This is a genomic window from Streptomyces sp. NPDC020898 (genome assembly GCF_044333925.1).
In the GTDB taxonomy this organism is placed as follows: Bacteria; Actinomycetota; Actinomycetes; order Streptomycetales; family Streptomycetaceae; genus Streptomyces.
Genome location: NZ_JBIRRV010000003.1, coordinates 419816 through 440503, shown reverse-complemented (window position 1 = coordinate 440503; position 20688 = coordinate 419816). Strand labels below are relative to the sequence as shown.

23 protein-coding genes are annotated in these 20688 nt (G+C 68.8%); 15 read left to right on the top strand and 8 right to left on the bottom strand.

Annotated elements, in window-relative coordinates; translation table 11 throughout:
- Window positions 1-5: 5 nt before the first annotated feature.
- Both ACH4TV_RS13165 and ACH4TV_RS13160 read right to left on the bottom strand, forming a co-directional pair.
- The gene (locus ACH4TV_RS13165; RefSeq protein WP_398397322.1) at window positions 6-800 is read right to left on the bottom strand and encodes an SDR family NAD(P)-dependent oxidoreductase; all 795 of its coding nucleotides are present in this window, start codon (window positions 798-800) and stop codon (window positions 6-8) included.
- Window positions 801-979: 179 nt separating this feature from the next.
- A complete protein-coding gene (locus tag ACH4TV_RS13160) occupies window positions 980-1774 on the bottom strand; it encodes an alpha/beta fold hydrolase (RefSeq protein ID WP_398397320.1) in 795 nt (264 codons plus the stop codon).
- On the opposite strand from ACH4TV_RS13160, the gene ACH4TV_RS13155 reads away from it, so the two are divergent.
- From ACH4TV_RS13155 to ACH4TV_RS13120, 8 genes are all read left to right on the top strand, one after another.
- Window positions 1773-1949 carry a hypothetical protein gene (locus ACH4TV_RS13155; protein ID WP_398397318.1) on the top strand — a complete coding sequence of 59 codons (177 nt, stop codon included), beginning with the start codon at window positions 1773-1775 and terminating at the stop codon, window positions 1947-1949. The two genes, ACH4TV_RS13160 and ACH4TV_RS13155, sit on opposite strands and share 2 nt — an antisense overlap.
- Before the next feature lie 43 nt (window positions 1950-1992).
- Window positions 1993-2589, top strand: a complete 597-nt coding sequence (locus tag ACH4TV_RS13150) for a TetR/AcrR family transcriptional regulator (RefSeq protein WP_398397316.1) — start codon at window positions 1993-1995, stop codon at window positions 2587-2589.
- Window positions 2590-2840: 251 nt separating this feature from the next.
- Window positions 2841-3752 carry an alpha/beta hydrolase gene (locus ACH4TV_RS13145; RefSeq protein ID WP_398397314.1) on the top strand — a complete coding sequence of 304 codons (912 nt, stop codon included), beginning with the start codon at window positions 2841-2843 and terminating at the stop codon, window positions 3750-3752.
- A 195-nt stretch (window positions 3753-3947) separates the two neighbouring features.
- Window positions 3948-4547: a flavodoxin family protein gene (locus ACH4TV_RS13140; protein WP_398397312.1), complete on the top strand. Its 600-nt coding sequence runs from the start codon at window positions 3948-3950 to the stop codon at window positions 4545-4547.
- A 55-nt stretch (window positions 4548-4602) separates the two neighbouring features.
- A complete protein-coding gene (locus tag ACH4TV_RS13135) occupies window positions 4603-4995 on the top strand; it encodes a nuclear transport factor 2 family protein (protein WP_398397311.1) in 393 nt (130 codons plus the stop codon).
- A gap of 24 nt (window positions 4996-5019) precedes the next feature.
- A complete protein-coding gene (locus tag ACH4TV_RS13130; RefSeq protein WP_398397309.1) occupies window positions 5020-5718 on the top strand; it encodes a type 1 glutamine amidotransferase domain-containing protein in 699 nt (232 codons plus the stop codon).
- Between the two features lie 193 nt (window positions 5719-5911).
- Entirely contained in the window at window positions 5912-6781 is an 870-nt protein-coding gene (locus ACH4TV_RS13125; protein WP_398397307.1) for a helix-turn-helix domain-containing protein, read from the top strand.
- Between the two features lie 230 nt (window positions 6782-7011).
- Window positions 7012-7944: an NADP-dependent oxidoreductase gene (locus ACH4TV_RS13120; protein ID WP_398397305.1), complete on the top strand. Its 933-nt coding sequence runs from the start codon at window positions 7012-7014 to the stop codon at window positions 7942-7944.
- A 149-nt stretch (window positions 7945-8093) separates the two neighbouring features.
- On the opposite strand, the gene ACH4TV_RS13115 is transcribed toward ACH4TV_RS13120, so the two are convergent.
- Window positions 8094-8873, bottom strand: coding sequence for an IclR family transcriptional regulator (locus ACH4TV_RS13115; protein ID WP_398397303.1), 780 nt, complete (start codon window positions 8871-8873; stop codon window positions 8094-8096).
- Between the two features lie 180 nt (window positions 8874-9053).
- Between ACH4TV_RS13115 and ACH4TV_RS13110 the strand changes: the two genes are divergently transcribed.
- Complete coding sequence (locus ACH4TV_RS13110; RefSeq protein ID WP_398397301.1) at window positions 9054-10247, top strand: FAD-dependent monooxygenase; 1194 nt, start codon at window positions 9054-9056, stop codon at window positions 10245-10247.
- A gap of 76 nt (window positions 10248-10323) precedes the next feature.
- Here ACH4TV_RS13110 and ACH4TV_RS13105 read toward each other — a convergent pair whose 3' ends face one another.
- Together ACH4TV_RS13105 and ACH4TV_RS13100 are read right to left on the bottom strand one after the other, a co-directional pair.
- Window positions 10324-11193 (bottom strand): helix-turn-helix transcriptional regulator, encoded by an 870-nt coding sequence (locus tag ACH4TV_RS13105; RefSeq protein ID WP_398397299.1) that lies wholly within the window; start codon window positions 11191-11193, stop codon window positions 10324-10326.
- Window positions 11194-11316: 123 nt separating this feature from the next.
- Entirely contained in the window at window positions 11317-12189 is an 873-nt protein-coding gene (locus tag ACH4TV_RS13100) for a helix-turn-helix domain-containing protein (protein ID WP_398397297.1), read from the bottom strand.
- A gap of 278 nt (window positions 12190-12467) precedes the next feature.
- On the opposite strand from ACH4TV_RS13100, the gene ACH4TV_RS13095 reads away from it, so the two are divergent.
- The 5 genes from ACH4TV_RS13095 (at window position 12468) to ACH4TV_RS13075 (ending at window position 17832) form a co-directional block, all read left to right on the top strand.
- Window positions 12468-12800, top strand: a complete 333-nt coding sequence (locus tag ACH4TV_RS13095) for a carboxymuconolactone decarboxylase family protein (protein WP_398397294.1) — start codon at window positions 12468-12470, stop codon at window positions 12798-12800.
- 61 nt (window positions 12801-12861) lie between these two features.
- Window positions 12862-13878 carry a zinc-dependent alcohol dehydrogenase family protein gene (locus ACH4TV_RS13090; RefSeq protein WP_398397292.1) on the top strand — a complete coding sequence of 339 codons (1017 nt, stop codon included), beginning with the start codon at window positions 12862-12864 and terminating at the stop codon, window positions 13876-13878.
- A gap of 140 nt (window positions 13879-14018) precedes the next feature.
- Window positions 14019-15605: a Na+/H+ antiporter gene (locus tag ACH4TV_RS13085; RefSeq protein WP_398397290.1), complete on the top strand. Its 1587-nt coding sequence runs from the start codon at window positions 14019-14021 to the stop codon at window positions 15603-15605.
- 56 nt (window positions 15606-15661) lie between these two features.
- Complete coding sequence (locus tag ACH4TV_RS13080; protein ID WP_398397288.1) at window positions 15662-16621, top strand: amidohydrolase family protein; 960 nt, start codon at window positions 15662-15664, stop codon at window positions 16619-16621.
- Between the two features lie 224 nt (window positions 16622-16845).
- A complete protein-coding gene (locus ACH4TV_RS13075) occupies window positions 16846-17832 on the top strand; it encodes an aldo/keto reductase (protein WP_398397285.1) in 987 nt (328 codons plus the stop codon).
- Here ACH4TV_RS13075 and ACH4TV_RS13070 read toward each other — a convergent pair.
- The 3 genes from ACH4TV_RS13070 to ACH4TV_RS13060 form a co-directional block, all read right to left on the bottom strand.
- Complete coding sequence (locus ACH4TV_RS13070) at window positions 17808-17930, bottom strand: hypothetical protein (RefSeq protein ID WP_398397283.1); 123 nt, start codon at window positions 17928-17930, stop codon at window positions 17808-17810. The two genes, ACH4TV_RS13075 and ACH4TV_RS13070, sit on opposite strands and share 25 nt — an antisense overlap.
- Window positions 17931-18032: 102 nt before the next feature.
- Entirely contained in the window at window positions 18033-18512 is a 480-nt protein-coding gene (locus tag ACH4TV_RS13065) for a hypothetical protein (RefSeq protein ID WP_398397282.1), read from the bottom strand.
- The gene (locus ACH4TV_RS13060; RefSeq protein WP_398397280.1) at window positions 18506-19099 is read right to left on the bottom strand and encodes a TIGR03086 family metal-binding protein; all 594 of its coding nucleotides are present in this window, start codon (window positions 19097-19099) and stop codon (window positions 18506-18508) included. The genes ACH4TV_RS13065 and ACH4TV_RS13060 overlap by 7 nt, the downstream gene beginning before the upstream one ends.
- Window positions 19100-19214: 115 nt before the next feature.
- Here ACH4TV_RS13060 and ACH4TV_RS13055 point away from each other — a divergent pair, with 115 nt between their 5' ends.
- The gene (locus tag ACH4TV_RS13055; protein ID WP_398397278.1) at window positions 19215-20675 is read left to right on the top strand and encodes a PLP-dependent aminotransferase family protein; all 1461 of its coding nucleotides are present in this window, start codon (window positions 19215-19217) and stop codon (window positions 20673-20675) included.
- Window positions 20676-20688 lie beyond the last annotated feature (13 nt).

Sequence of the window (20688 nt, the reverse complement as noted above, 5' to 3'; positions counted from 1 at the left end):
TCGACTCACTGCGGCAGCGGCTGCCGGTAGCGGGAGGCGAGGTCCGAACGGCGGCCGCCGGACAGTACGGCGCTCTCGGCAGCCAGCAATGCGTCGAGTACCGCGGACTGGTCCTCCAGGCCCGGGACGCAGATCGCCTCGCCCAGACGGAGCCCTGCGAGACTGGCCCGCGCGACGTCCTCGGCGGTCATGGCGACCGGGACGGTCTGCCCGATGCCCTGATGGAACTCGGTGGCCACCGGGCCGGGACAGACCACCTGCGTACGGATCCCGGTGCCGGCGAGTTCGTGGCCCAGGGTCCGGGTGAACGCCACGAGGGCGGCCTTGGCCGCGGCGTACAGGGTGCGGCGGGGCGGGCGTGGGCCGGTCTGACCGGCGCTGAAGGCGAGCAGCGAGGCGACGGTGACGATCGTCCCCTCGTCGGCGGCGAGCATGCCGGGCAACGCGGCGCGGACGAGCTGGACGTGCGCCTCAGCGTTGAGGGTGAGCAGATCATCGATCCTGGCCGGATCGACGTCGACGAGCGGGGCGTAGCCGCCGACACCGGCATTGCTGATCAGGACACGGACATCCCCGGTACCCAGGCGCTCCGCCACCGCGGCGATGCCCTCCCGGGTGGCGAGATCGGCGGGAAGAACCTCCACCTCGGCACCGTCCTTACGCAGCTCCTCCGCCAGATCCCGCAGCCGGTCGGCACGGCGGGCCACCAGGACGAAGTCCGAGTCCGCTGCGAGGAGACGGGCGTAGGCGGTGCCGATACCTGAGGAAGCACCTGTTATCAGAGCAAGGGGCCTAGTCATGACGACATGATAATTCAGCAGATTGCCAACTATCAAGCGTTTGATGTCACGCAAGGTAATTTACTCTTCCCGTGTCCGAAACGGCGAACCGGAGCGGCGGACGGGCTGCGGCGGGCGATCGGGCCATGGCCGAGTGGCCACACCGCTGTTCACCGTGTGGCCATGCCGGTGGTGTGCGTTCAGGCGTGGTGCTTGGCGAGGAAGTCGGTGGTGAGCTGCAGCCATTCGTCGGTGCGTTCGAGCATGGGGAGGTGGCCGGTGGCGATTTCGGTGAGGTGGGCGCCGGGGATGGTGTCGGCGAGTTGGCGGTGCAGGGTGGTGGAGGTGAGGCGGTCGTCGGTGGTGGAGATGATCAGGGTGGGGGCGGTGATGGTGGGGAGGTCGTCGCGGACGTCGAGGTGGCCGACGAGGTCGGTCTGTTCGGGGCTGCCGTCGGCTGCGCCGGCGGCGGCGTAGGCGAGGGTCTGGCGCAGTTGGTCGGTGGGCATGGATTCGAGTGCCTGGGTGCCGAGGGCCATCATGAGCTGGAATTCGGCGAGGAGTTCGCGGTCGCCGGATGCGGCGATCTTGCTCCAGACGGAGGAGGCGAGGGCGAGGCGGTTGTCGCGGTGGGGGAAGGCGGCGGTCAGGACGAGTGCGGTGACGCGTTGGGGGTGGCGGGTGGCGGCGCGGATGGCGACGGGGCCGCCGAGGGAGAAGCCGGAGACGGCGAAGCGGTCGAGGCCTTCCGCGTCGGCGGCGGCGATGAGCTGGTCGGCGAGGTCGTCGACGGACAGCGCGGTGGTGGAGCGGGGGGTGTCGCCGCTGCCGGGGTAGTCGATGCCGACGACGGTGTAGCGGGCGGCGAGGGCTTCCAGGACGGGGCCGTAGGTGCCGGCCAGGCTGCTGCCGGCCCCGTGGGCGAGGAGCAGACCCGGGCCGGAACCCAGACGCGTACGAGCGAACGACGGCTCGGGCATGGTGTGAGATGACATGGCCATTCCTCTTCTTCAGATGCGCAGTGATCAAGGTGGACGACCGTCGAGCCGCTCGGTAGCGCTTCCGCTCGCCGAACGGCCGGTCCGGCAACGCGAACCGAACAATCATCCGCTGCGTGTGATTGCCTTCTTGTTTTATCATGCATGGCGGATGATTCAGATCGGGTTGTGACCTCAATCACACGAACCGTATGATTTGCCGGTAGGGTGGTGGCATGAAGCAGCCCGCCCACCGCCGTCAGCCGACCCTGAGCAATCCGCGCGTGCAGCGCACCCGCAACCACGTGCTGGCCACCGCGCGCGAACTGCTGCTGCAGGTCGGACCCGCCGAGCTGACCTATGCCCTGTTGGCCGAGCGGGCGGACGTCACCCGCCAGACCCTCTACCGGCACTGGCCCACCCGAGCCGCACTGCTCTTCGACCTCGTCCTCCAAGGTCCCGACCCCGGCACCTACCCCCAGCCCGGCAGCGACGTGCGCGCCGTTGCCACGGCCTGGCTGAAGAGCATGCGTGCCGGTGTCAGCGTCCCGGCCGTGCGCAGCGCGGTACTGGCCATCGCCGCCCAGGCCGACCACGACCCCGACAGCGCCCAGGCACTCGTCCGTATCAGCGAGGACCGCCACGCGGACCTGAACAAGCTGCTGGAGCCTTCCGGCATCCGTCCCAGCGACGACGAGTTCGCCCTGCTGTACGGGCCTGTCCTCGCCCGACTGTTCCTGGATCGCGGCGAGGTCACCGACGCCTTCATCGACGCGGTCGTCGCTCAGTGGCTCACCAACCTGCAGTGCGCCGACGCACCGCGGGTGGAGTGATCACCTCTGGCCGACGGAGTGCGTGTCCGGCGCGGTGAGCGAACTCCACGTGCGGTACCTCGACCTGATCCTCGCCGGGCATTCTCTGCGGGAGGCTCGCCTCCCTTCAGGGACACATCGCCCACCCCGAAACTGATATCCAGGGGAAAGTTTCTTCCCCCTCACCATGAGTAGACATCTTCTCGGCTTCCGCGAACCATGGCGGAAGGACCGCCCGGCGGCGGACCAAGGCCGAGAAAGAGGCAGAAATCATGGTCAGAACTGTTTCCTTCAGGAACAAGGAAGTAGAAATTGCGGGACACCTTCACCTGCCGGACGATTTCAGGGACGACGAGAAATATCCGGCCCTCGTCGGTGTTCATCCGGCTGGAGGGGTAAAGGAACAGACCATCGGCACCTATGCCAAGAGGCTCGCAGCGCAGGGATTCGTCACCGTGGTATACGACTCCTCCTACCAGGGGGAGAGCGGCGGCGAACCTCGCCTCCTGGAGGACCCTACGATCAGGGTGGAAGACGCACGCTGCGCAGCCGACTTTCTTACCACCCTTCCGTTCGTCGACTCCGAACGAATGGGAGTTTTCGGCATTTGCGCCGGAGGCGGCTATGCAATCAGCGCGGCACAGACCGAACGCCGCTTCAACGCAGTAGCCACCGTCAGCGCAGCTCCCATGGGCGAAGGTTCCCGAGGCTTCCTGGGGCACATGTCCCCGGTGGCCGAGCAGATCGGAACGCTGGAGATGGTTGCCAAGCAGCGCACGGCGGAAGCAAGAGGAGACGCACCCCTCTACGCCCCGTTCGTCCCAGAAACGCTGGAGGAGATCGACGAGAACACACCGGATCTCCTGCGAGAAGGATACGACTACTACAGGACGCCCCGAGGCCAACATCCCCATTCCAAGGGCCGCTTCCTGCTGACCAGCATGGACAAAATGTTCGCGTTCTCGACGTTCGACCAAATTCCAGAGTTGCTGACCCAACCGATGCTCCTCATCGCGGGGAGCAAGGCGGACACAAAGGTGTTCAGCGACCAGGCATACGAGCTTTCCAAAGGGCCGAAGGAGTTGTTCGTCGTCGAAGGCGCGACTCATATCGCGATGTACGACGTGCCCGAGTACGTGGATCAAGCGATCACCAAGATGGTGGAGTTCTTCGCTGTCCTTTAGTACCGCCGAGACCCGGGACCACGACCACTGACCCGGGCACCGCTCCCACCCGTCCGAGCCGACCTCGGCCGAGTGGGAGAACCGCTTACCCGGAGAACGGTAGGCAGGGGAAATTTTCTTCCCCCTCACAGCGCGCTCTTCCGGTGCAAAGCTTGGTCACGAACTGAGCGAATACATTCGAGGAGCCCGATCACCATGCCTCATTCCGGCCGCCCCACAATCGCCGTTGCCTTCCATTCGGGCTACGGCCACACAGCCGTCGTCGCCGACGCCGTGGCGCGTGGCGCAGCGGGAGCCGGCGCCGAGGTGGTCTCGATCTCCGTCGACACCATCACCGACGAGCAGTGGGCGCAGCTGGACACCGCCGACGCGATCATCTTCGGTGCCGCCACGTACATGGGCACCGCCTCCGCGGCCTTCCACACGTTCGCCGAGGCCAGCAGCAGGCGCTGGTTCTCGCTTGTCTGGGCGGACAAGCTCGCCGCGGGCTTCACCAACTCCGGTGCCAAGAGCGGCGACAAGTCATCCACCCTGGGCTATTTCGCCACCCTGGCCGCCCAGCACGGCATGCACTGGATCAGCCTGGGCCTGCTGCCGGGCTGGGATTCCACCACGGGCAGCGAGGACGACATCAACCGGCTGGGCTTCTTCATGGGTGCCGGCGCCCAGAGCCCGACCGATGCCGGTCCGGAAGCGGTCCACAAGTCGGACATCGCCACCGCGGAGCACCTGGGTGCGCGCGTCGCGCGCCAGGCCGCGATCTTCCGGGCCGGGCGGGCCGCCCTCCCCGCCTGATCACCAGGCCCTCCTTTCCCGCATCCGACTCCCTCATCTCTGCAAGGAGCACACCATGTCCGACTCCCCCGACCTCGCCCTCATCCGCCGGGTCTACGAGTCCCGAATGGCGCCCGAGGTGACCACGGAGGTCATGGCCCCGGACTTCGTCTGGGACATCACCCCGGGCTTTCCGAACAGCGGCGTCTACCACGGCTGGGACAGCGTGGCGAAGGACTTCTTCGGCACACCGATGCCGAACATCGTGTCCTTCGGCGCGGGGCCCGAGGAGTTCTACGCGGACGACGAAGGCCATGTCTTCGTGTTCGGGCACTACCACGCCGAGACCAAGACCGGAAACAAGGCCGACGTCCGGTTCATCCACCTGTGGACCGTCCGTGACGGCAAGGCCGTCAGCATGCGGCAGGCCGCCGACAGCCACGTCCTCCAAGAAGCCCTCAAGGGCTGAAGACCCCCGACCAGGAGACCCCCCATGGCGAAGATCCTTTTCGTGATCACCGCGTCCGACCACTGGACGCTGGCAGACGGAACCCGGCAGCCGGCCGGCTTCTGGGCCGAGGAAGCCATCGGCCCGTACCAGGTCTTCAAGGAGGCCGGATACGAGATCGCGGCGGCGACACCCGGCGGCGTCCCGCCCACAGCGGACGCGCTCAGCCTCACCGCGGAGTTCAACGGCGGCGAGGAAGGCGCGCAGCGCATGCGTACCGCCCTGCGCGAGGCGACCGAGCTGGCGCACCCGATGCGCATCGAGGACGTGGACATCGACGACTACGTGGCCGTCTTCTACCCCGGCGGCTGGGGCCCGATGGAAGACCTGCCCGACAACGCCGAGTCCGGCAGGCTGCTCACCCAGTGGCTCGCTTCGGGCAAGCCGGTGTCGCTGGTGTGCCACGGCCCCGCGGCGCTGCTGGCCACCATCCGCCCCGACGGGACGTCCCCCTTCGCCGGCTACCGCCTGACCGGCCTCTCCAACGCCGAGGAGAAGCTGAACGGCCTCGCGGACCGCGCGAAGTGGCTGCTGCAGGACCGTCTCGTGGGCGAACTCGGCGCGGACTACCGCGAGACCGAGCCGTTCGCGCCGCACGTCGAGACCGACCGCAATCTGTACACCGGCCAGAACCCGGGCTCGGCGGTCCCGCTGGCCCATGAGCTGGTCAAGGCACTGGGCTGACGAGGCACTGGGCCGCCACAGCTGTGTGATCTCTCGGCGGCCCGGTACGCACTCCGGGCCGCCGAGTCCTCTTCGGTTTCCGCCTGCTGACATGCGGGTTGATAACGATGCAATTTTCGTACACGAGCCAAGTCGGCATGGGCAGAATTCCTCCCCCTCACAACCGCCGCACTTTTGTGCGAGGCTGCAAATCATGAATCGCAACCCTCATCTGAACGAGCTGGGTGAGTTCCTCAAGGCCCGCCGTGCCGAGGTCAGTCCTTCCGAGGTCGGACTCCGCGGCGGGCAACGGCGACGTGTGAGCGGACTGCGCCGTGAGGAAGTGGCCCTTCTCGCGTCGATCAGCACGGAGTACTACACGCGGATCGAGCAGGGCCGACTCCAGGCGTCGGCTCCCCTGCTGGACGAAATCGCCCAGTCGCTCCGCCTGAACGAGGACCAGCGCACCTACCTCTTCGACCTCGCGGCGAAAGAGCGAGTGCGCCCGCCTGCGTCAGGTGACCGCCAGCAGGTGGACACGCAGTTGCAGCGCATGCTGGACGATCTCACCGCCTCCCCTGCCTTCGTCATCGGCCGACGCACCGACATCCTGGGCTGGAACCAGCTCGCCGCCGCCCTGTGGGCCGATTTCGGGCGCTACCCGGAGCAGGAGCGCGTGTTCGTCCGGCTGTTGTTCACCGAACCCTGGATGCGCGAGCTGTACGCCGACTGGGAGGAGGTCACCCGGCTGGCCATCGCCCAGCTGCGTATGGAGAGCGCGCGCTACCCCGGCGATCACCGCCTTGTCGCGCTGGTCGAGGAGCTCTCCGCCCGTGACGCACAGTTCCGGGAGTGGTGGACGGCGCACGACGTCGCGATGCGGGGCAAGGGTGTCAAGAAGCTCCGTCACCCTGTGGTGGGCGAGCTGACACTCGACTGGAACACGCTCACGTGTGGCACGGACCCCGACCAGCACATCATCGTGTGGAACGCCGAACCCGGCTCCCCGTCCCACGACGGGCTGCGTCTCCTGGCCTCCTGGGCCGCGGACCAGAAGCGGACGGCGTCCGACACCGTCGCGTAGATCTCCGTGCCCTCGCGGCCCGACGGGCCGGCCGACCGCACGACGCGCGGCAGGCTCGACACGGCCTTCGTCACGAGGCCCACTCCGACTCCCGCCGGTGGTATGGGGGGGGAGGATCTTTCCCCCCCCATACGCATATCCCAGCCAAGAGCCTTCCTCTTTTGCCGACGTGCCCGAGGCGCGAATGTCGGAAACCTCAACGACCGCAGGCCGAGCAATGGGGTAATTCGATGAAGGCTGTAGGTTTCACGGAATTCGGCGGTCCGGAGGTGCTTCAGGTCCTGGAGCTGCCCGCCCCTGAGGCCGGTCCGGGCACAGTGCGGATCCGGGTGCATGCCGCGACCGTCAACGCGGTCGACACCCTGCAGCGGACCGGACCCTCCGGACCGCCGGACGCGCGGCCACCGTACGTGCCCGGCATGGAAGCCGCAGGGGTCGTGGACCAGATAGGCCCGGGTGCGGACACGGATCTGAGAGTCGGCGACCGCGTGATGGCCCTCGTGCTCCCCAACGGCCGGCACGGCGCCTACGCCGAGCAAGTCGTGGTGCCGGTGGACTCGGTCGTCCGCGCTCCTCACGACGCGACCGACGCGCAGGCCGCGTCCCTCCCGATGAACGGCCTGACCGCGCGCCTGGCCCTGGACACGCTCGGCCTGGAGACCGGGCAGACCGTCGCGATCACCGGCGCGGCCGGCGCGGTCGGCGGCTATGCCGTCCAACTGGCGAAGGCGGACGGTCTACGGGTGGTGGCCGACGCCTCGGAGCAGGACGAGGCGCTGATCAAGGAACTGGGTGCCGACGTCGTACTCCGCCGCGGCGCCGCGTACCCGAACCGGGTACGCGCCGAGATCCCTGACGGCGTCGACGGACTCGTCGACGCCGCGTCGCTCGGCGAACTCACCGCTCGGGCGGTCCGCGACGGCGGCCGAGTGGTGACGTTGCGCGGCTTCGACGGCCCCGGCGAGCGAGACGTCGTCTTCGAGCCGATCGTCGTGTTCCGCTACGCCGGAGAGCGCGCCAAGCTCGACCGGCTCCGGCAGCAGGTGGAGGAGGGCCGCATCACGCTGCGGGTAGCGAAGGCACTTCCAGCGGAACAGGCCGCCGAAGCTCACCGGCTCCTCGCCGCAGGCGGACTCCGTGGCCGACTGATCCTCACGTTCTGAGCACGGCGACGCAGGGGCAGGCGACGGGTGGCGCTACGGCTCCGGCGTCACCGGACCTCCCGTGACTGGCTCGCGGCGGCAGGCGCGTATCCGAAGGCCGTCCGGCCCGCACAACGCCGCTGTCCATCCATGGAACAACGAGCAGGTGATCAGCTGTTGCGGACCTTGACGCCAGGGCGCCAGCCGAGGAGGCGGGAGATGCCGAGACCGCTCGCGATCACCGACGGAAGCACCGCCTGGTGCTTCACCGAGTCAGTGCGCACGACCACGGACAGCGCCGCTACGACCCGGCCTTCGGCGTTCACGATGCGCGTCGCCACCGAATCGGCACCGGGGGTCAGTTCTCCTCGCACCGTGGCGGTCCCCGTGCGACGGCAGTCGCCGATCTCCTTGCGCAGCACCTCCGGTGCCACAATGCTTCGCGACGAGTATGTCCGGAGCTCGCCCGACAGCACGGTCTCGATCAGTTCCGGACCGCCGTGGCTGAGCAGCACCTTGCCCACCCCCGTGCAGTGCAGTGGAAGCCGCCCACCGACCTGGGAGACGAGTTCGGGTGCCTCCGGCGCTGAGAGTCTCTCGATGATCACTGCTTCCTGGCCTTCCAGGACCGCCAGTTGAACGTGCTGGTGGAGTGCTGTGAAGAGATCCTCGAGGAACGGCTGGGCCAGCGTGCGCAGTGATTCGGTGAGCGGGGCCAGGGTCCCGAGTTGCCACAGACGCAGTCCCACCGTGAATCTGCCGTCCGGCCGACGATCCAGCGCGCCGAAGCCGGTGAGTTCCACGGCCAGTCTCCGCACGGTGGCATGCGGCATGCCCGTCTTACGCACCAGGTCGGCGAGGCTGAGCGCACTGTGCCCCGGCTGGAACGCGAACAGTACTTCCAGCAGGCGGGAGCCCACCGTCCTGCCGGGCTCGCTGGTCCGGGGCATACATACCAGCTCCTCGCTGTGCGGCACCGCTCGTCGTGCCGCCGCAGCTTAGCCGCGACTTCGAAAGGGCTGTCCATTCAATGAACACAGCCGTTCCGGCGGCGCAGGGTGCCGGTCAGGATCTGCGGTGGCCGGTTCGTCGGCCCTCGACTGCCCTCGATGAGCCAGAGGAGTCCATCAGTGCCTGCCACCATGCCGGGTCCGCGCATTGCCGTCATCGGGGGTGGCATCGGTGGTCTGGCCGCCGGTGCCTTCCTGCGCCGCGCCGGGTTCACGGTCACCGTCTACGAACAGGCGCCCGCACTCACCGAGGTCGGCGCCGGGCTCGTGATGGCTCCCAACGCCGTACGGCTGCTGCGGCGCCTCGACGTCATGGACCGGTTCCTCCACCGGGCCGTACCGCTGGACTGGGGTTGGGAATTCCGCCGCTGGACGGACGGGAGGGTGCTCTCGGTCGAGAAGCTGACCGATGTCTGCGAGCGGCTCTACGGCGAGCGCACCTATGCCGTGCACCGGGCCGACCTGCTGGACTCGCTCAGGGCGGCTGTGCCCGATGAGTGGGTCCGCCTCGGCGCGCGCTGCACGGCGGTCGACGCACGCAAGGACGTCGTGCTGCTCCGCTTCGCCGATGGCAACCAGTCCGAGGCGGACATCGTCATCGGCGCCGACGGAGTGCACTCCGTCGTCCGCAGCGCGGTGACCGAGCCCTCCCCGCCGACGTATTCCGGTATCTGCGCCTTCCGCACGATCGTGCCGGCCCAAGCCGCACCCGACTTCGCGCTGCGCCATGCCCAGACCCTCTGGCTCGGGCCCGGACGGCACTTCGTGCACTATCCGGTCGCCGGTGGACAGGCCGTCAATGTCGTCGCCCTCGCCCCGGCCGGGGATCACACCGACGAGTCCTGGAGTACGACGGCCACGATCGAGGAGTTCCATGCCGAGTTCGCCCACTGGGACCCGCGGGTGACGGACCTGATCACCGCCGGCGGTGTACCCGGGCGCTGGGCGATGCTGGACCGGGCGCCCCTACGTCGCTGGAGCCGGGGCAGGATCACCCTGCTCGGTGACGCCGCGCATCCCATGTTCCCCTTCTTCGCCCAGGGCGCGGCCCAGTCCATCGAGGACGCCGCGGTTCTGGCTCGCTGCCTGGCCGCGTATGCGAACGACCCCGAGCAGGCGCTGAAGCAGTACGAGGCGGCGCGGATCGAACGCACCGCGCGCCTGCAGGAGATCAGTCACGCCCGCAGGGAGATCAACCATCTGCCCGACGGGCCCGAGCAGCAGGCTCGCGACGCCGCACTCGCCGGATCGGATCCGCTGGTGGGCAACGGCTGGATCTACGGCTACGACGCCGAGGAGGCACCCACCTCGTGAACCAACGAGCCTGGTGCGGTACCTGCACGCCCTCCCACCGGGTGCACGATGACGCGAACCGCCTGCCTCGTTCCGGTCAAGCTGTCGCATCCCGCACCCGCTGGTACGGGGCGGCAGTCCACGACGCGAGGAAGCGCAGTCCGTCATGGGACGGGGTCCCGGGCTCAGGAGTCATGACCACCAATTGCTGAGCAGGGTCGGCTGTTGAGGTCAGGCTGTCCCAGTCGAGAACGAGGTCGCCGGCGACCGGGTGGCGCAGCCTCTTCGTGCCGACCCTCAGGCCGGGCCCCTGGCGGCCTGCCCACCACTGCCGGAAGTCGGCGTCGGCCACCGACAGCTCGCCGACGAGTGCGGTCAACTCGGGGTCTCCAGGGCACTTGGCGGCCTCTGCCCATAGTTGGGCGACGCAGCTCCGGGCGATCGTCCTCCAGTCGAGGTAGAGCTCCCGGAAGCCGGGGTCGGTGAAGATCAGCCGGATGTAGTTGAGTTTCTTTTCCGGTACCCGCTCGAAGTCGGTGAGCAGAGCGGCTGCCAGAGCGTTCCAGGCCAGGATGTCCATGTGACGACCCAGCACGAGTGCGGGGGTCGTGGTCAGTTCGTCCAGGAGACGTCTGAGGTGCGGCTGGACCTTCTGCGCCGGTCGGCGGCGCGGCGCGTACTCGTCTCTCGCCGCCAGCTCGAACAGGTGGTCACGCTGGTCATCGTCGAGACGCAGGACACGGACAAGCGTGGCGAGCACCGACGTCGGCACGGACGCACGCCCCTGCTCCCACCGCGTGTAGCAGGCGGTGCTGATACCCGCGAGCTGGGCGACCTCCTCCCGGCGCAACCCCGGCACCCGCCGGGGCGCCGCGGACTCGGGCAGACCCACGGTGCGCGGACCGAGTTGCGCCCGGCACGCCTTGAGGAATTCTCCCAGTTCAGGCGATCGCGCTTTGCTGTACATAGCAGCTAGTGTCGCAGCGCTGAACCGAAAAGTAAGGGGGAGAGTTTCCTCCCAGGCTCGGGACAATATCCTTGCTTTTTCCTGAGCTGCTTTTCCCTGGGCGAGGCCATGAATGCCAGTCGGTCAGGCGACCCGGCCGGCTGCGGACCCGCCGAGCCGACGGGCGGCCCCTGAGGCGAGGGTGCGCAGTCCGTCGTACGACGGCGTGCCGGGCTCCGCCGTCCAGACGACGAGTTCCTGATCCGGATCCGTGCCGCAGGTCAGGGTGGAGCAGTCGAGGGTGAGTTCGCCGGCGACGGGGTGGTGGAACCTCTTCGCGCCGATGGTGCGGGACGGCACGTGATGGCTTCCCCACCACTGCCCGAAGTCCTTGTCCCGCACGGAGAGTTCGCCTACCAGACTGGTCAGGCGCGGGTCGTCCGGGTACCTGGCGGCCAGCATGCGCAGATGGGACACGCACGCACGGGCGACGGTCCGCCAGTCCGCGTACAACGTCCTCATGGAGGGGTCGGTGAAGAGGATACGGACGTGGTTCCGCCTCTTCTCCGGCACCGTCGCGAAATCGGTGAGCAGGGCGGCGGCCAGCGGATTCCACGCCAGGATGTCCATACGGCGGCCCATCACCACGCCGGGTGTCCCGACGAGGTCGTCGAGCAGGCGGCGCAACTGTGGCTGCACCCTCTGCGCGGCCTGGCGGCGGGGTCGCGCCGTCTGTCGGCCCACCAGCTCGAACAGGTGGTCGCGCTGGTCGTTGCCCAGATGCAGGATCTGCGCGAGAGCCGCCAGCACCGGGGCGGTCGGCTGGATGCGGCCCTGCTCCAGCCGTGTGTAGTGGTCGGTGCTGATGGCGGCGAGCAGGGCGACCTCCTCCCGGCGCAGGCCGGGCACCCGCCGGGGGCCACCGGTGTCGGGCAGGCCGACGGTGCGCGGGCTCAGTTCAGCCCTCCGCGCTTTGAGGAATTCTCCCAGCTTGTTCAGATGCGCGTCGCTGGTCATGACGGTCAGTCTCGCACTGCTCGGTGTTCACGAGGGGGGGTAAGGATTCCTACCCTGGACAAGCAATTCCCAGGACGAAATTCTCCCCTTTGCGGGTTCGCACGACGGTGACAGGGTCGATGCCGCGGCCGGCCTCGGGTCCGTCATTGTTTCCCAACGTCAGCGATATTCGGTATTTCATGCGTCAGGCGGAGGAGACGAGAAGGAAGTGCGGCCCTCGGGCGGCCCCCGACCGAAGCCAGGGCCCGAACCTTGAACGCACGCTAGGAGCACCCCCCATGTCCGAACGGAAGAAGTTCGCGCCGCCCGCGATCCAGGAATTCGCCCCCAAACTCGCGGAGGTGACCGACACGGTCCTGTTCGGCGACATCTGGGAGCGGCCGGGTCTGTCCCCGCGCGACCGCAGTCTGGTCACCGTCACCGCTCTCGCCGCCCTGTACCGGGGCGACCAGCTCAGCTTCCACCTCGGCAAGGCGCTGGAGAACGGTGTGACCAAGGACGAGCTGATCGAGGCCCTCACGCATCTGGCCTTCTACGCCGGATGGCCCAACGCCATGACCGCGATGACCCAGCTCAAGGAGATCGTGGACAAGGCCGAACAGTCCGGCTGAGCACCGCCGAGCCGTATCCGCCCCCGACACACCACGCACCCGACAAGACCTGGGAAGCATCATGCGAGCAACCATCATTCACGGCCCCGGGGACATCCGGGTGGAGAACGCCCCGGAACCGAAGATCACGGCACCGACGGACGCGGTCATCCGCACCGTCGCCGCCTGCGTGTGCGGCTCCGATCTGTGGAGCTACCGAGGTGTCCTGCCGGTCACCGAGCCGCAGCCGATCGGCCACGAGTACGTCGGCATCGTCGAGGAGGTCGGCAGCGACGTATCGAGCGTCAAGCCGGGCCAGTTCGTCATCGGCTCCTTCGTCGCCTCCGACAACACCTGCCCGATCTGCCAGGCCGGCTACCACACCTCCTGCCGGCACGCGCAGTGGGTCACCGGCTGCCAGGCCGAGTACGTCCGTGTCCCCCTCGCCGACGGCACCCTGGTCGCCACCCCGGAGCAGCCGGCCGAGGAACTGATCCCGGACCTGCTGGCCCTGTCCGACGTCATGGGCACCGGCTGGTACGCCGCCAAGGCGGCCGAGGTCAGGCCCGGTTCGACAGCCGTGGTCGTCGGAGACGGCGCGGTCGGCCTGTCCGGCGTCATCGCCGCGAAGGAGCTGGGCGCCGAGCGCATCATCGCCATGAGCCGCCACGAGTCCCGGCAGAAGCTGGCCCTCGAGTTCGGCGCCACCGACATCGTCACCGAGCGCGGCGAGGAAGGCATCGCCCGTGTCAAGGAACTGACGAACGGCGTCGGCGCGGACTCCGTCCTGGAGTGCGTCGGAACCGCCGAGTCGATGCAGCAGGCCCTGCAGTCCACCCGCCCGGGTGGCAACGTCGGCTTCGTCGGTATGCCGCACGACGTGCAGATCGACGGCCTGCAGCTCTTCTTCTCCCACGTCGGCCTGCGCGGCGGCCCCGCCCCCGTGCGCGCCTACCTTCCCGACCTGATCGACCGCGTCTTCAACGGCCGTATCAACCCGGGCAAGGTCTTCGACCTCACCCTGCCACTGGACGAGGCCGCCGAAGGCTACAAGGCCATGGACGAGCGCCGCGCCATCAAGACGCTGCTACGTCCGTGACCTGAATTCCTGGCGGCGGTGGGCGCCGGCACCAACCAGCGGCGTCGGCAACACTGCGGCTGGTCCCCCGATGAACGTGACGATCCCTGGGAAGCCGCTGCGCCCCCACCGACATCCGGTCCCGCACAGGAGTAAGCGCCATGCTCGGTCTCGAACTCGTCGTCGCCCTGGGTGCGGCGGTGCTGCTGGGCAACGTCCTCGGGCAGCGCTTCCGCGTCGCACCGCCCGTCGTACTGCTCGTCGTGGGCGTGCTTCTCGGCCTCGTCCCGGCCGTCCGCCAGACCCAACTCCCTCCCGAAGTGGTGTTGTTGCTCTTCCTTCCGGTGCTGTTGTACTGGGAGAGCCTGACCACGTCCATGCGGGAGATCCGTACGAACCTGCGCGGCATCGTCCTGCTCAGCACGGTTCTGGTGATCCTCACCGCAGGGATCGTGGCCGTCGCAGGGCACGCGCTCGGACTGGCCTGGGGACCGGCGTGGGCGCTGGGCGCGGCCGTGGCTCCCACCGATGCCACAGCGGTCGGCGCTCTGGCCGGCTCCCTGCCGCGCCGTCAGATCACCGTGCTACGCGCGGAAAGCCTCGTCAACGACGGCACCGCCCTGGTCATCTTCGGCCTGGCGGTCGGTATCACCGTCGGCGAGGAACACCTCACCCTGCCGCACGTCGGAGCGCTGTTCCTCCTGGCGTACGGCGGCGGGGCCGCTGTGGGCGTGCTGGTCGCCTGGATCAACATGAACCTGCGACGCCGCCTGGACGATCCCCTGCTCGGCAATCTCGTCATGATCCTGGCCCCGTTCACGGCGTATCTGCTCGCCGAACTGATCCACGCCTCCGGGGTCCTCGCGGTCGTCGTGAGCGGGTTGATCATGGCCCAGGTGGCACCGAGCCTCATCCGTGCCGAGCACCGCCGCCAGGCATTGGCCTTCTGGCCCCTGGTCACGTTCATCATCAACGGCGCGCTGTTCGTCCTGGTCGGAGTGGAACTCCAGTACGCGTTCCGCCACTTGAGCCGATCCGACCTCAGCGATGCCCTGATCGCGATCGGGGTGGTCAGCGTGGTGCTGGTCGCGGTCCGGTGCGCGTTCCTGTTCTCCTCCGCCTACCTGATCCGCGTGATCGACCGGCGTCCCGAGCAGCGGATGCGAAGAATCAGTCACCGGGCCCGCGTCGTGAGCGGTTTCGCAGGCTTCCGTGGAGCGGTGTCGCTCGCCGTGGCGCTCTCCGTACCGGAGGCCCTCGACTCGGGTGAGCCCTTCCCCGACCGCGACTTCATCGTCTTCGTCACCTCCGGCGTCATCGTGGTGACCCTCGTGGTGCAGGGACTGCTGCTGCCGGGCGTGGTGCGCTGGGCCCGGCTGCCGCGCGACACCTCCGTCGACGAGGAGCACGTCCTCGCCGAGACCACGGCGACCGAGGACGCCCTCACAGCGCTGCCGCGACTCGCCTCCGAACTGGGCACCACCCCGAAGGTCATGGAGTGGCTGCGCCAGGAGTACGAGGCCCACCTGGCGACCGTACGGGCCAGAGGCGCGGGCACCGACGACGATCCCGCTCTGCTCCACAACCGCCACTACACCGACCTCCGCCTCGCCCTGATCGCGCACAAGCGCGCAACCGTCGTCCGCCTGCGCGACGAGCGAGAGATCGACGACACCGTGCTGCGTCGGCTTCAAGCCGCCCTGGACAGCGAAGAGGTGCGGCTGGCCGGACGCGAGCCGGTGGAGTGAGCCGGGCCCCGGCACCCTGCCTCCGCACAAGACCCGACAGAAGGGATCCCCCTGCCATGTCCTCCGGCCTCATCGACGTCCATGCCCACCTCCTGCCCGACTTCTACGTCCAGGAGGCGACACCGGCGGGCCATGCCCACCCCGACGGCATGGGCGGCTGGCCCACGTGGTCCGTGCAAACCCACCTGGACCTGATGGACCGCAACGGCATCGAGACCGCGATGCTCTCCCTGTCCTCCCCCGGCGTGCACTTCGGCGACGACAAGGCGGCGCGTCTCCTCGCCCGGCGCGTCAACGAGTACACCGCCGAGCTGACCCGTGACCATCCCGGCCGCTTCGGCAATTTCGTGTCGCTTCCCCTGCCGGACGTGGACGGCTCGTTGGAGGAGATCGCCTTCGCCTTCGACGAACTCGACGCCGACGGCGTGGCCTTGCTGACGCACACGCACGGTGTGTACCTGGGCGACCAGCGCCTCGACCGGGTCTTCGCGGAACTCGACCGCCGCCGGGCCGTGGTCTTCCTGCACCCCACCTCCCCGGTGTGCTGGGAACGGTCAGCACTCGGCAGACCGCGGCCGATGGTCGAGTTCATCCTCGACACGGCCCGTGCCGTCACGGACCTGGTGATGGCGGGCGTCCTGACGCATCATCCGAACATGCAGGTGATCGTTCCGCACTGCGGTGGCGCGGTTCCCGTCCTGGCCGACCGCATCAACGAGTTCATGAGGCTGTTCCTGCCTTCGGAGAAGTCACCCTCCCTAGACGCCGTGCAGCAACTACAGGGCCTGTACTACGACATGGCGGGCACAGCCTTCCCACGCCAGGTCCCCGCGCTGCTGCAGCTCGTCGATCCGGAGCGCGTGCTGTTCGGCAGCGACTACTGCTGGACACCTCCCCCGCTGGCCGACGCCCACATCGCGGCGATCGACGCGGCCGAGTCACCGGTAGAGGGGACCACGTGGCGTTCCCTCACAACGGCCAACGCCAAACGCCTGTTCCCGGGAACAGCGCGGTGAACGGGTCAGTCGGCGCCGTCCAGCCCTCCCGGTGCCACCTCGATCCCAGCAGTCAGAGAAACGCCCTGTAGGTCTGGCTGCCGGCTTCGGCAGTCCACACGGGACCGAGTACTCCACCGATCCTCGGGCTTGTCCGGTCAGGGTTCCGGCCGACCAAGGGCCGAGGGTCGACGGCACGCTCGATCCGATTTCGAGCATCACGAACGACACCGGATGGAGAAAAGATGCACACCCGAACGCTCGGGCAAGACCTGTCGGTCTCCGCCATCGGCCTCGGCGCCATGGGTATGTCCCAGAGCTACGGCCCCAATCCCGGCGATCGAAGCGACATGATCGCCGTGCTCCGTGGGGCCGTTGACCGCGGGGTCACGTTCTTCGACACCGCAGAGGTGTACGGCCCCTACGTCAACGAGGAACTCGTCGGAGAGGCCCTCACTCCGGTACGTGACCAAGTGGTGATCGCCACCAAGTTCGGATTCCGCATCGAAAACGGTGCGTCAGTCGGACTCGACAGCCGGCCCGAGCAGATCCGTGCCGTCGCCACGGCCTCCCTCGAACGGCTCGGGGTGGAGACGATCGACCTGTTCTACCAGCACCGAGTTGATCCACAGGTACCGATCGAAGACGTCGCCGGCACGGTCGCCGAACTCGTACAGGAGGGCAAGGTCCGCTGCTTCGGACTGTCGGAGGCCGGTGCGGAGACCATCCGCCGCGCTCACTCGGTCCACCCGGTCACGGCAGTGCAGAGCGAGTACTCGCTGTGGACCCGGGATCCCGAGTCACAGGTCCTGCCGACGTGCGCGGCACTCGGCATCGGATTCGTGCCCTTCAGCCCACTCGGCAAGGGCTTCCTGACCGGAGCTGTGGACGCTTCGACGTCGTTCGCCACCGGCGACGTCCGGACAACCATTCCACGGTTCACGGCCGAGAACCGAGCGGCCAACCAGGCCCTCGTCGACCACATCGCCACGCTCGCGCAGACCAAGGACGCCACACCGGGACAGGTCGCGATCGCCTGGCTGCTCGCCCAGCATCCGTGGATCGTGCCGATTCCCGGAACGCGGCGCATCGCGCGCATCGAGGAGAACGTCGGTGCCACCCAACTGCCCCTTTCCGCAGACGAACTGTCGGACCTCAACCAACTTGCCGGTCGAGTGGGGGTACAGGGAGACCGCTACAACGAACATCACATGTCACTGGTCGACAAGTAGCGGACGAACCCGTGTGCCAGGGCGCAGTACTCGGTGCGGGCGGAGAGCTTCTGGGCGAGTTCCGCCGACGGCGATCGGTACACGGGAGTGTCGGACATCGGGCTCCAACCGCCCAGCGGAGGAGGTAGGTTCTCGTTTCTTCTGGCCTCTATCGGTGCCCTGACCTTGGGCCTTGGTTCTGTCCCACTCGTGGGCCGGTGTCAGCCGCCCTGCCGTGGCGCCCCCCGCGCGGCACGGCGGCGATCGTCCGGCATCAGCCATGCCTCCGCGTCGCGCCGGATCCGCGGCGCGTCGAAGCTCTCGTACTCCCGGATCACCGACCTGATCGTGCCTCGCTCACGGTATTCGTCCATGATCGCGACATGCTCCGGCAGGCGTACGAACTCCGCCAGGGCTCGCCGTCCGGTCCACACCGAGACCGATCCGCAGCGCCGGGCCACCGGCGCGGCCCACAGCCACATTCCGACCGCGCCGTCGAGATGCGGCCAGTGGCGCCGCAGCGCGAAGCCGCGACGCGCGATGCCGGGCAAGTCTAGGTATGCGTCGCTGGTGAAGTCGGTGACGCTGACGATCAGCGGGCCGCTGCGGCGACCGTGCATGCCGCTGTCGACGCCGTTCGCCGCGGCGCGGTCGCCAAGGAAGTCCCCGGCCGGGCCCTGGCACCAGCGGCTCCTCAGCATGGCCCCGGCGTCCAGGACGGGTCGCGGCCGAGCAGGGCGAGCAACCGGTCGCCCTGCGGGGCTTCGTCGGGAACGGCGATCTGCCGGCGGAACGCGGCACCGGCCCCGCGGCCCTCGTCCGGGACCAGGGCGGCGACGCGCAGCGCGGCGGTGGTGAGTTCTGCGGCGGGCTCCCACGGGGCGCCGATCGTCACCGCGACGTCCCAGGCGTGCGCCACGTAGTCGAGCAGGTGAAAGCCGATCGCTGTCCGTCCGGGGACAGCGAAGCCCTCGCCCACCTCCGGTAGCGCGAACCGCCGCTCCAGCACGTCGTCTTCCGCGAACGCCGCGGTGACCTTGCCGACTGACGCCTCATACGCTCTTACCGGGTCGTCTCCGAGGTCGCCGTCGCGCCATACGGCCCACGGCTCACCCGCGCCGCGGGCGGAGGCGGCGAACCCCTCGTTCTGGCTGACCAGATGGCGAAGCAGACCGTACAGGGTCCAGTCCGCGCACGGCGTCGCCATCCTCAAGTGGTCGGTCTTCACCCGGGAGACCACCTCCCCGGTCAGCAACAGCGCCTGGCGATCCAGTCGTCGTAGGTCCATGGCCGGAGCGTAAAGTCCCCAGTGGTTCAGCTCCAGAGCCAATAAGCTGCCAAGTGATTGAGCCAATTGCCGGGCTGAAAGCCGACAACAGCCGAGCCGAAAGCGGAAGGCCGGGATGGACGTGCACGTCAGGCTCGACGGGCAGCGCGACCTGTCCGGCCAGATCTACCGCCAGCTGCGCGCCTCGATCCACAACGGGCTGCTACGGCCCGGCGATCCGCTGCCCCCGACCCGGGAGTTGGCCCGCCGCCTGGCGGTGGCCCGCAACACCGTCGGCGTCGCCTACGAACGGCTCGTCGCCGAGGGCTACGCGGACAGCAGGGTCGGCTCCGGAACCTATGTGGGTACGACGGGCCTGCCCACGCGCGAGGCCGCGCCCGCCACCGACACCACCGGCCCGGGACTGCGCCCGCGCGCCCTGTGGGCGGACCTGTCCCCCTGGGCATCTCCGGAGACCACGGGACCGACCACGGCGGCCCACGACTTCCGGGTCGGTCTGCCGGACGCCCGGCTCTTCCCGTACGACGCCTGGCGTCCCCTGATCGCCCGGGAACTACGCCTCTCGGCGGCCGGGGCGGTCGGATACGGCGATCCGGCCGGCCACGCCGGGCTGCGGGCCGCACTCGCCCGGCACATCGGACTCTCCCGCGGTGTGCGGACCGGCCCGGACGACGTGCTGGTGACCACCGGCACGCAGCAGGCCCTGGACCTCATCGGGCGGGTGCTGCTCGAACCGGGCGACCGGGTGGCCGTCGAAGAGCCGGGCTACCCACCGGCCCGGCTGGCGTTCCTGGCGCAGGGCGCCGAGGTCACGGGCATCCCGGTGGACGCCGAGGGCCTGCTGGTGGACGCCATCCCGCCGGACACCCGCGCCGTGTACGTCACCGCCGCCCACCAGTTCCCGCTCGGCATGCCGATGTCCCTGCGGCGCAGAACGGCACTGCTGCGATGGGCGCGGCAGCACGGTGCGGCCGTGATCGAGGACGACTACGACAGCGAATTCCGGTTCGGCGGGCGGCCGGTCGAGACGCTGCAGAGTCTGGACCGGGACGGACACGTCATCTACGTGGGGTCGTTCTCCAAGGTGATGCTGCCCTCCCTGCGCGTCGGCTTCCTGGTGGCGCCCGCCCCGCTGCGCACAGCGCTGCGCACCGCCAAGTACACCGTCGACTGGCACACAGCGGTCCCCACGCAGGCGGCGCTCGCCCGCTTCGTCGACGACGGGTTGCTCGCCCGGCACATCCGCCGGATGCAGCACATGTACGCGGCCCGGCATCAAGCCATCACCCACGCGCTCACCGACCAGTTCGCGGACCTGGCCGAGCTGGTGCCGTCCGCCGCGGGCCTGCACGTGACCACATTCACCCGAGGCCATCTCGCCGAGCCCGACGCCCTCGCGAACCGGGCTGTCCGGGCCCGGGCATCCGGCGTGGCGGTCTACACCCTGGCGGAGGTCGCCGCGAACCGCTCCGCGCGCCCGGGCCTCGTCTTCGGTTACGGCTCGATCAGCGCCCCGGACATCGAGCCGGGCCTGCACCGCGTACTCGGCCCGCCTCAGGGAGAAGAGGACGCCTGAAATGCGAACCTAT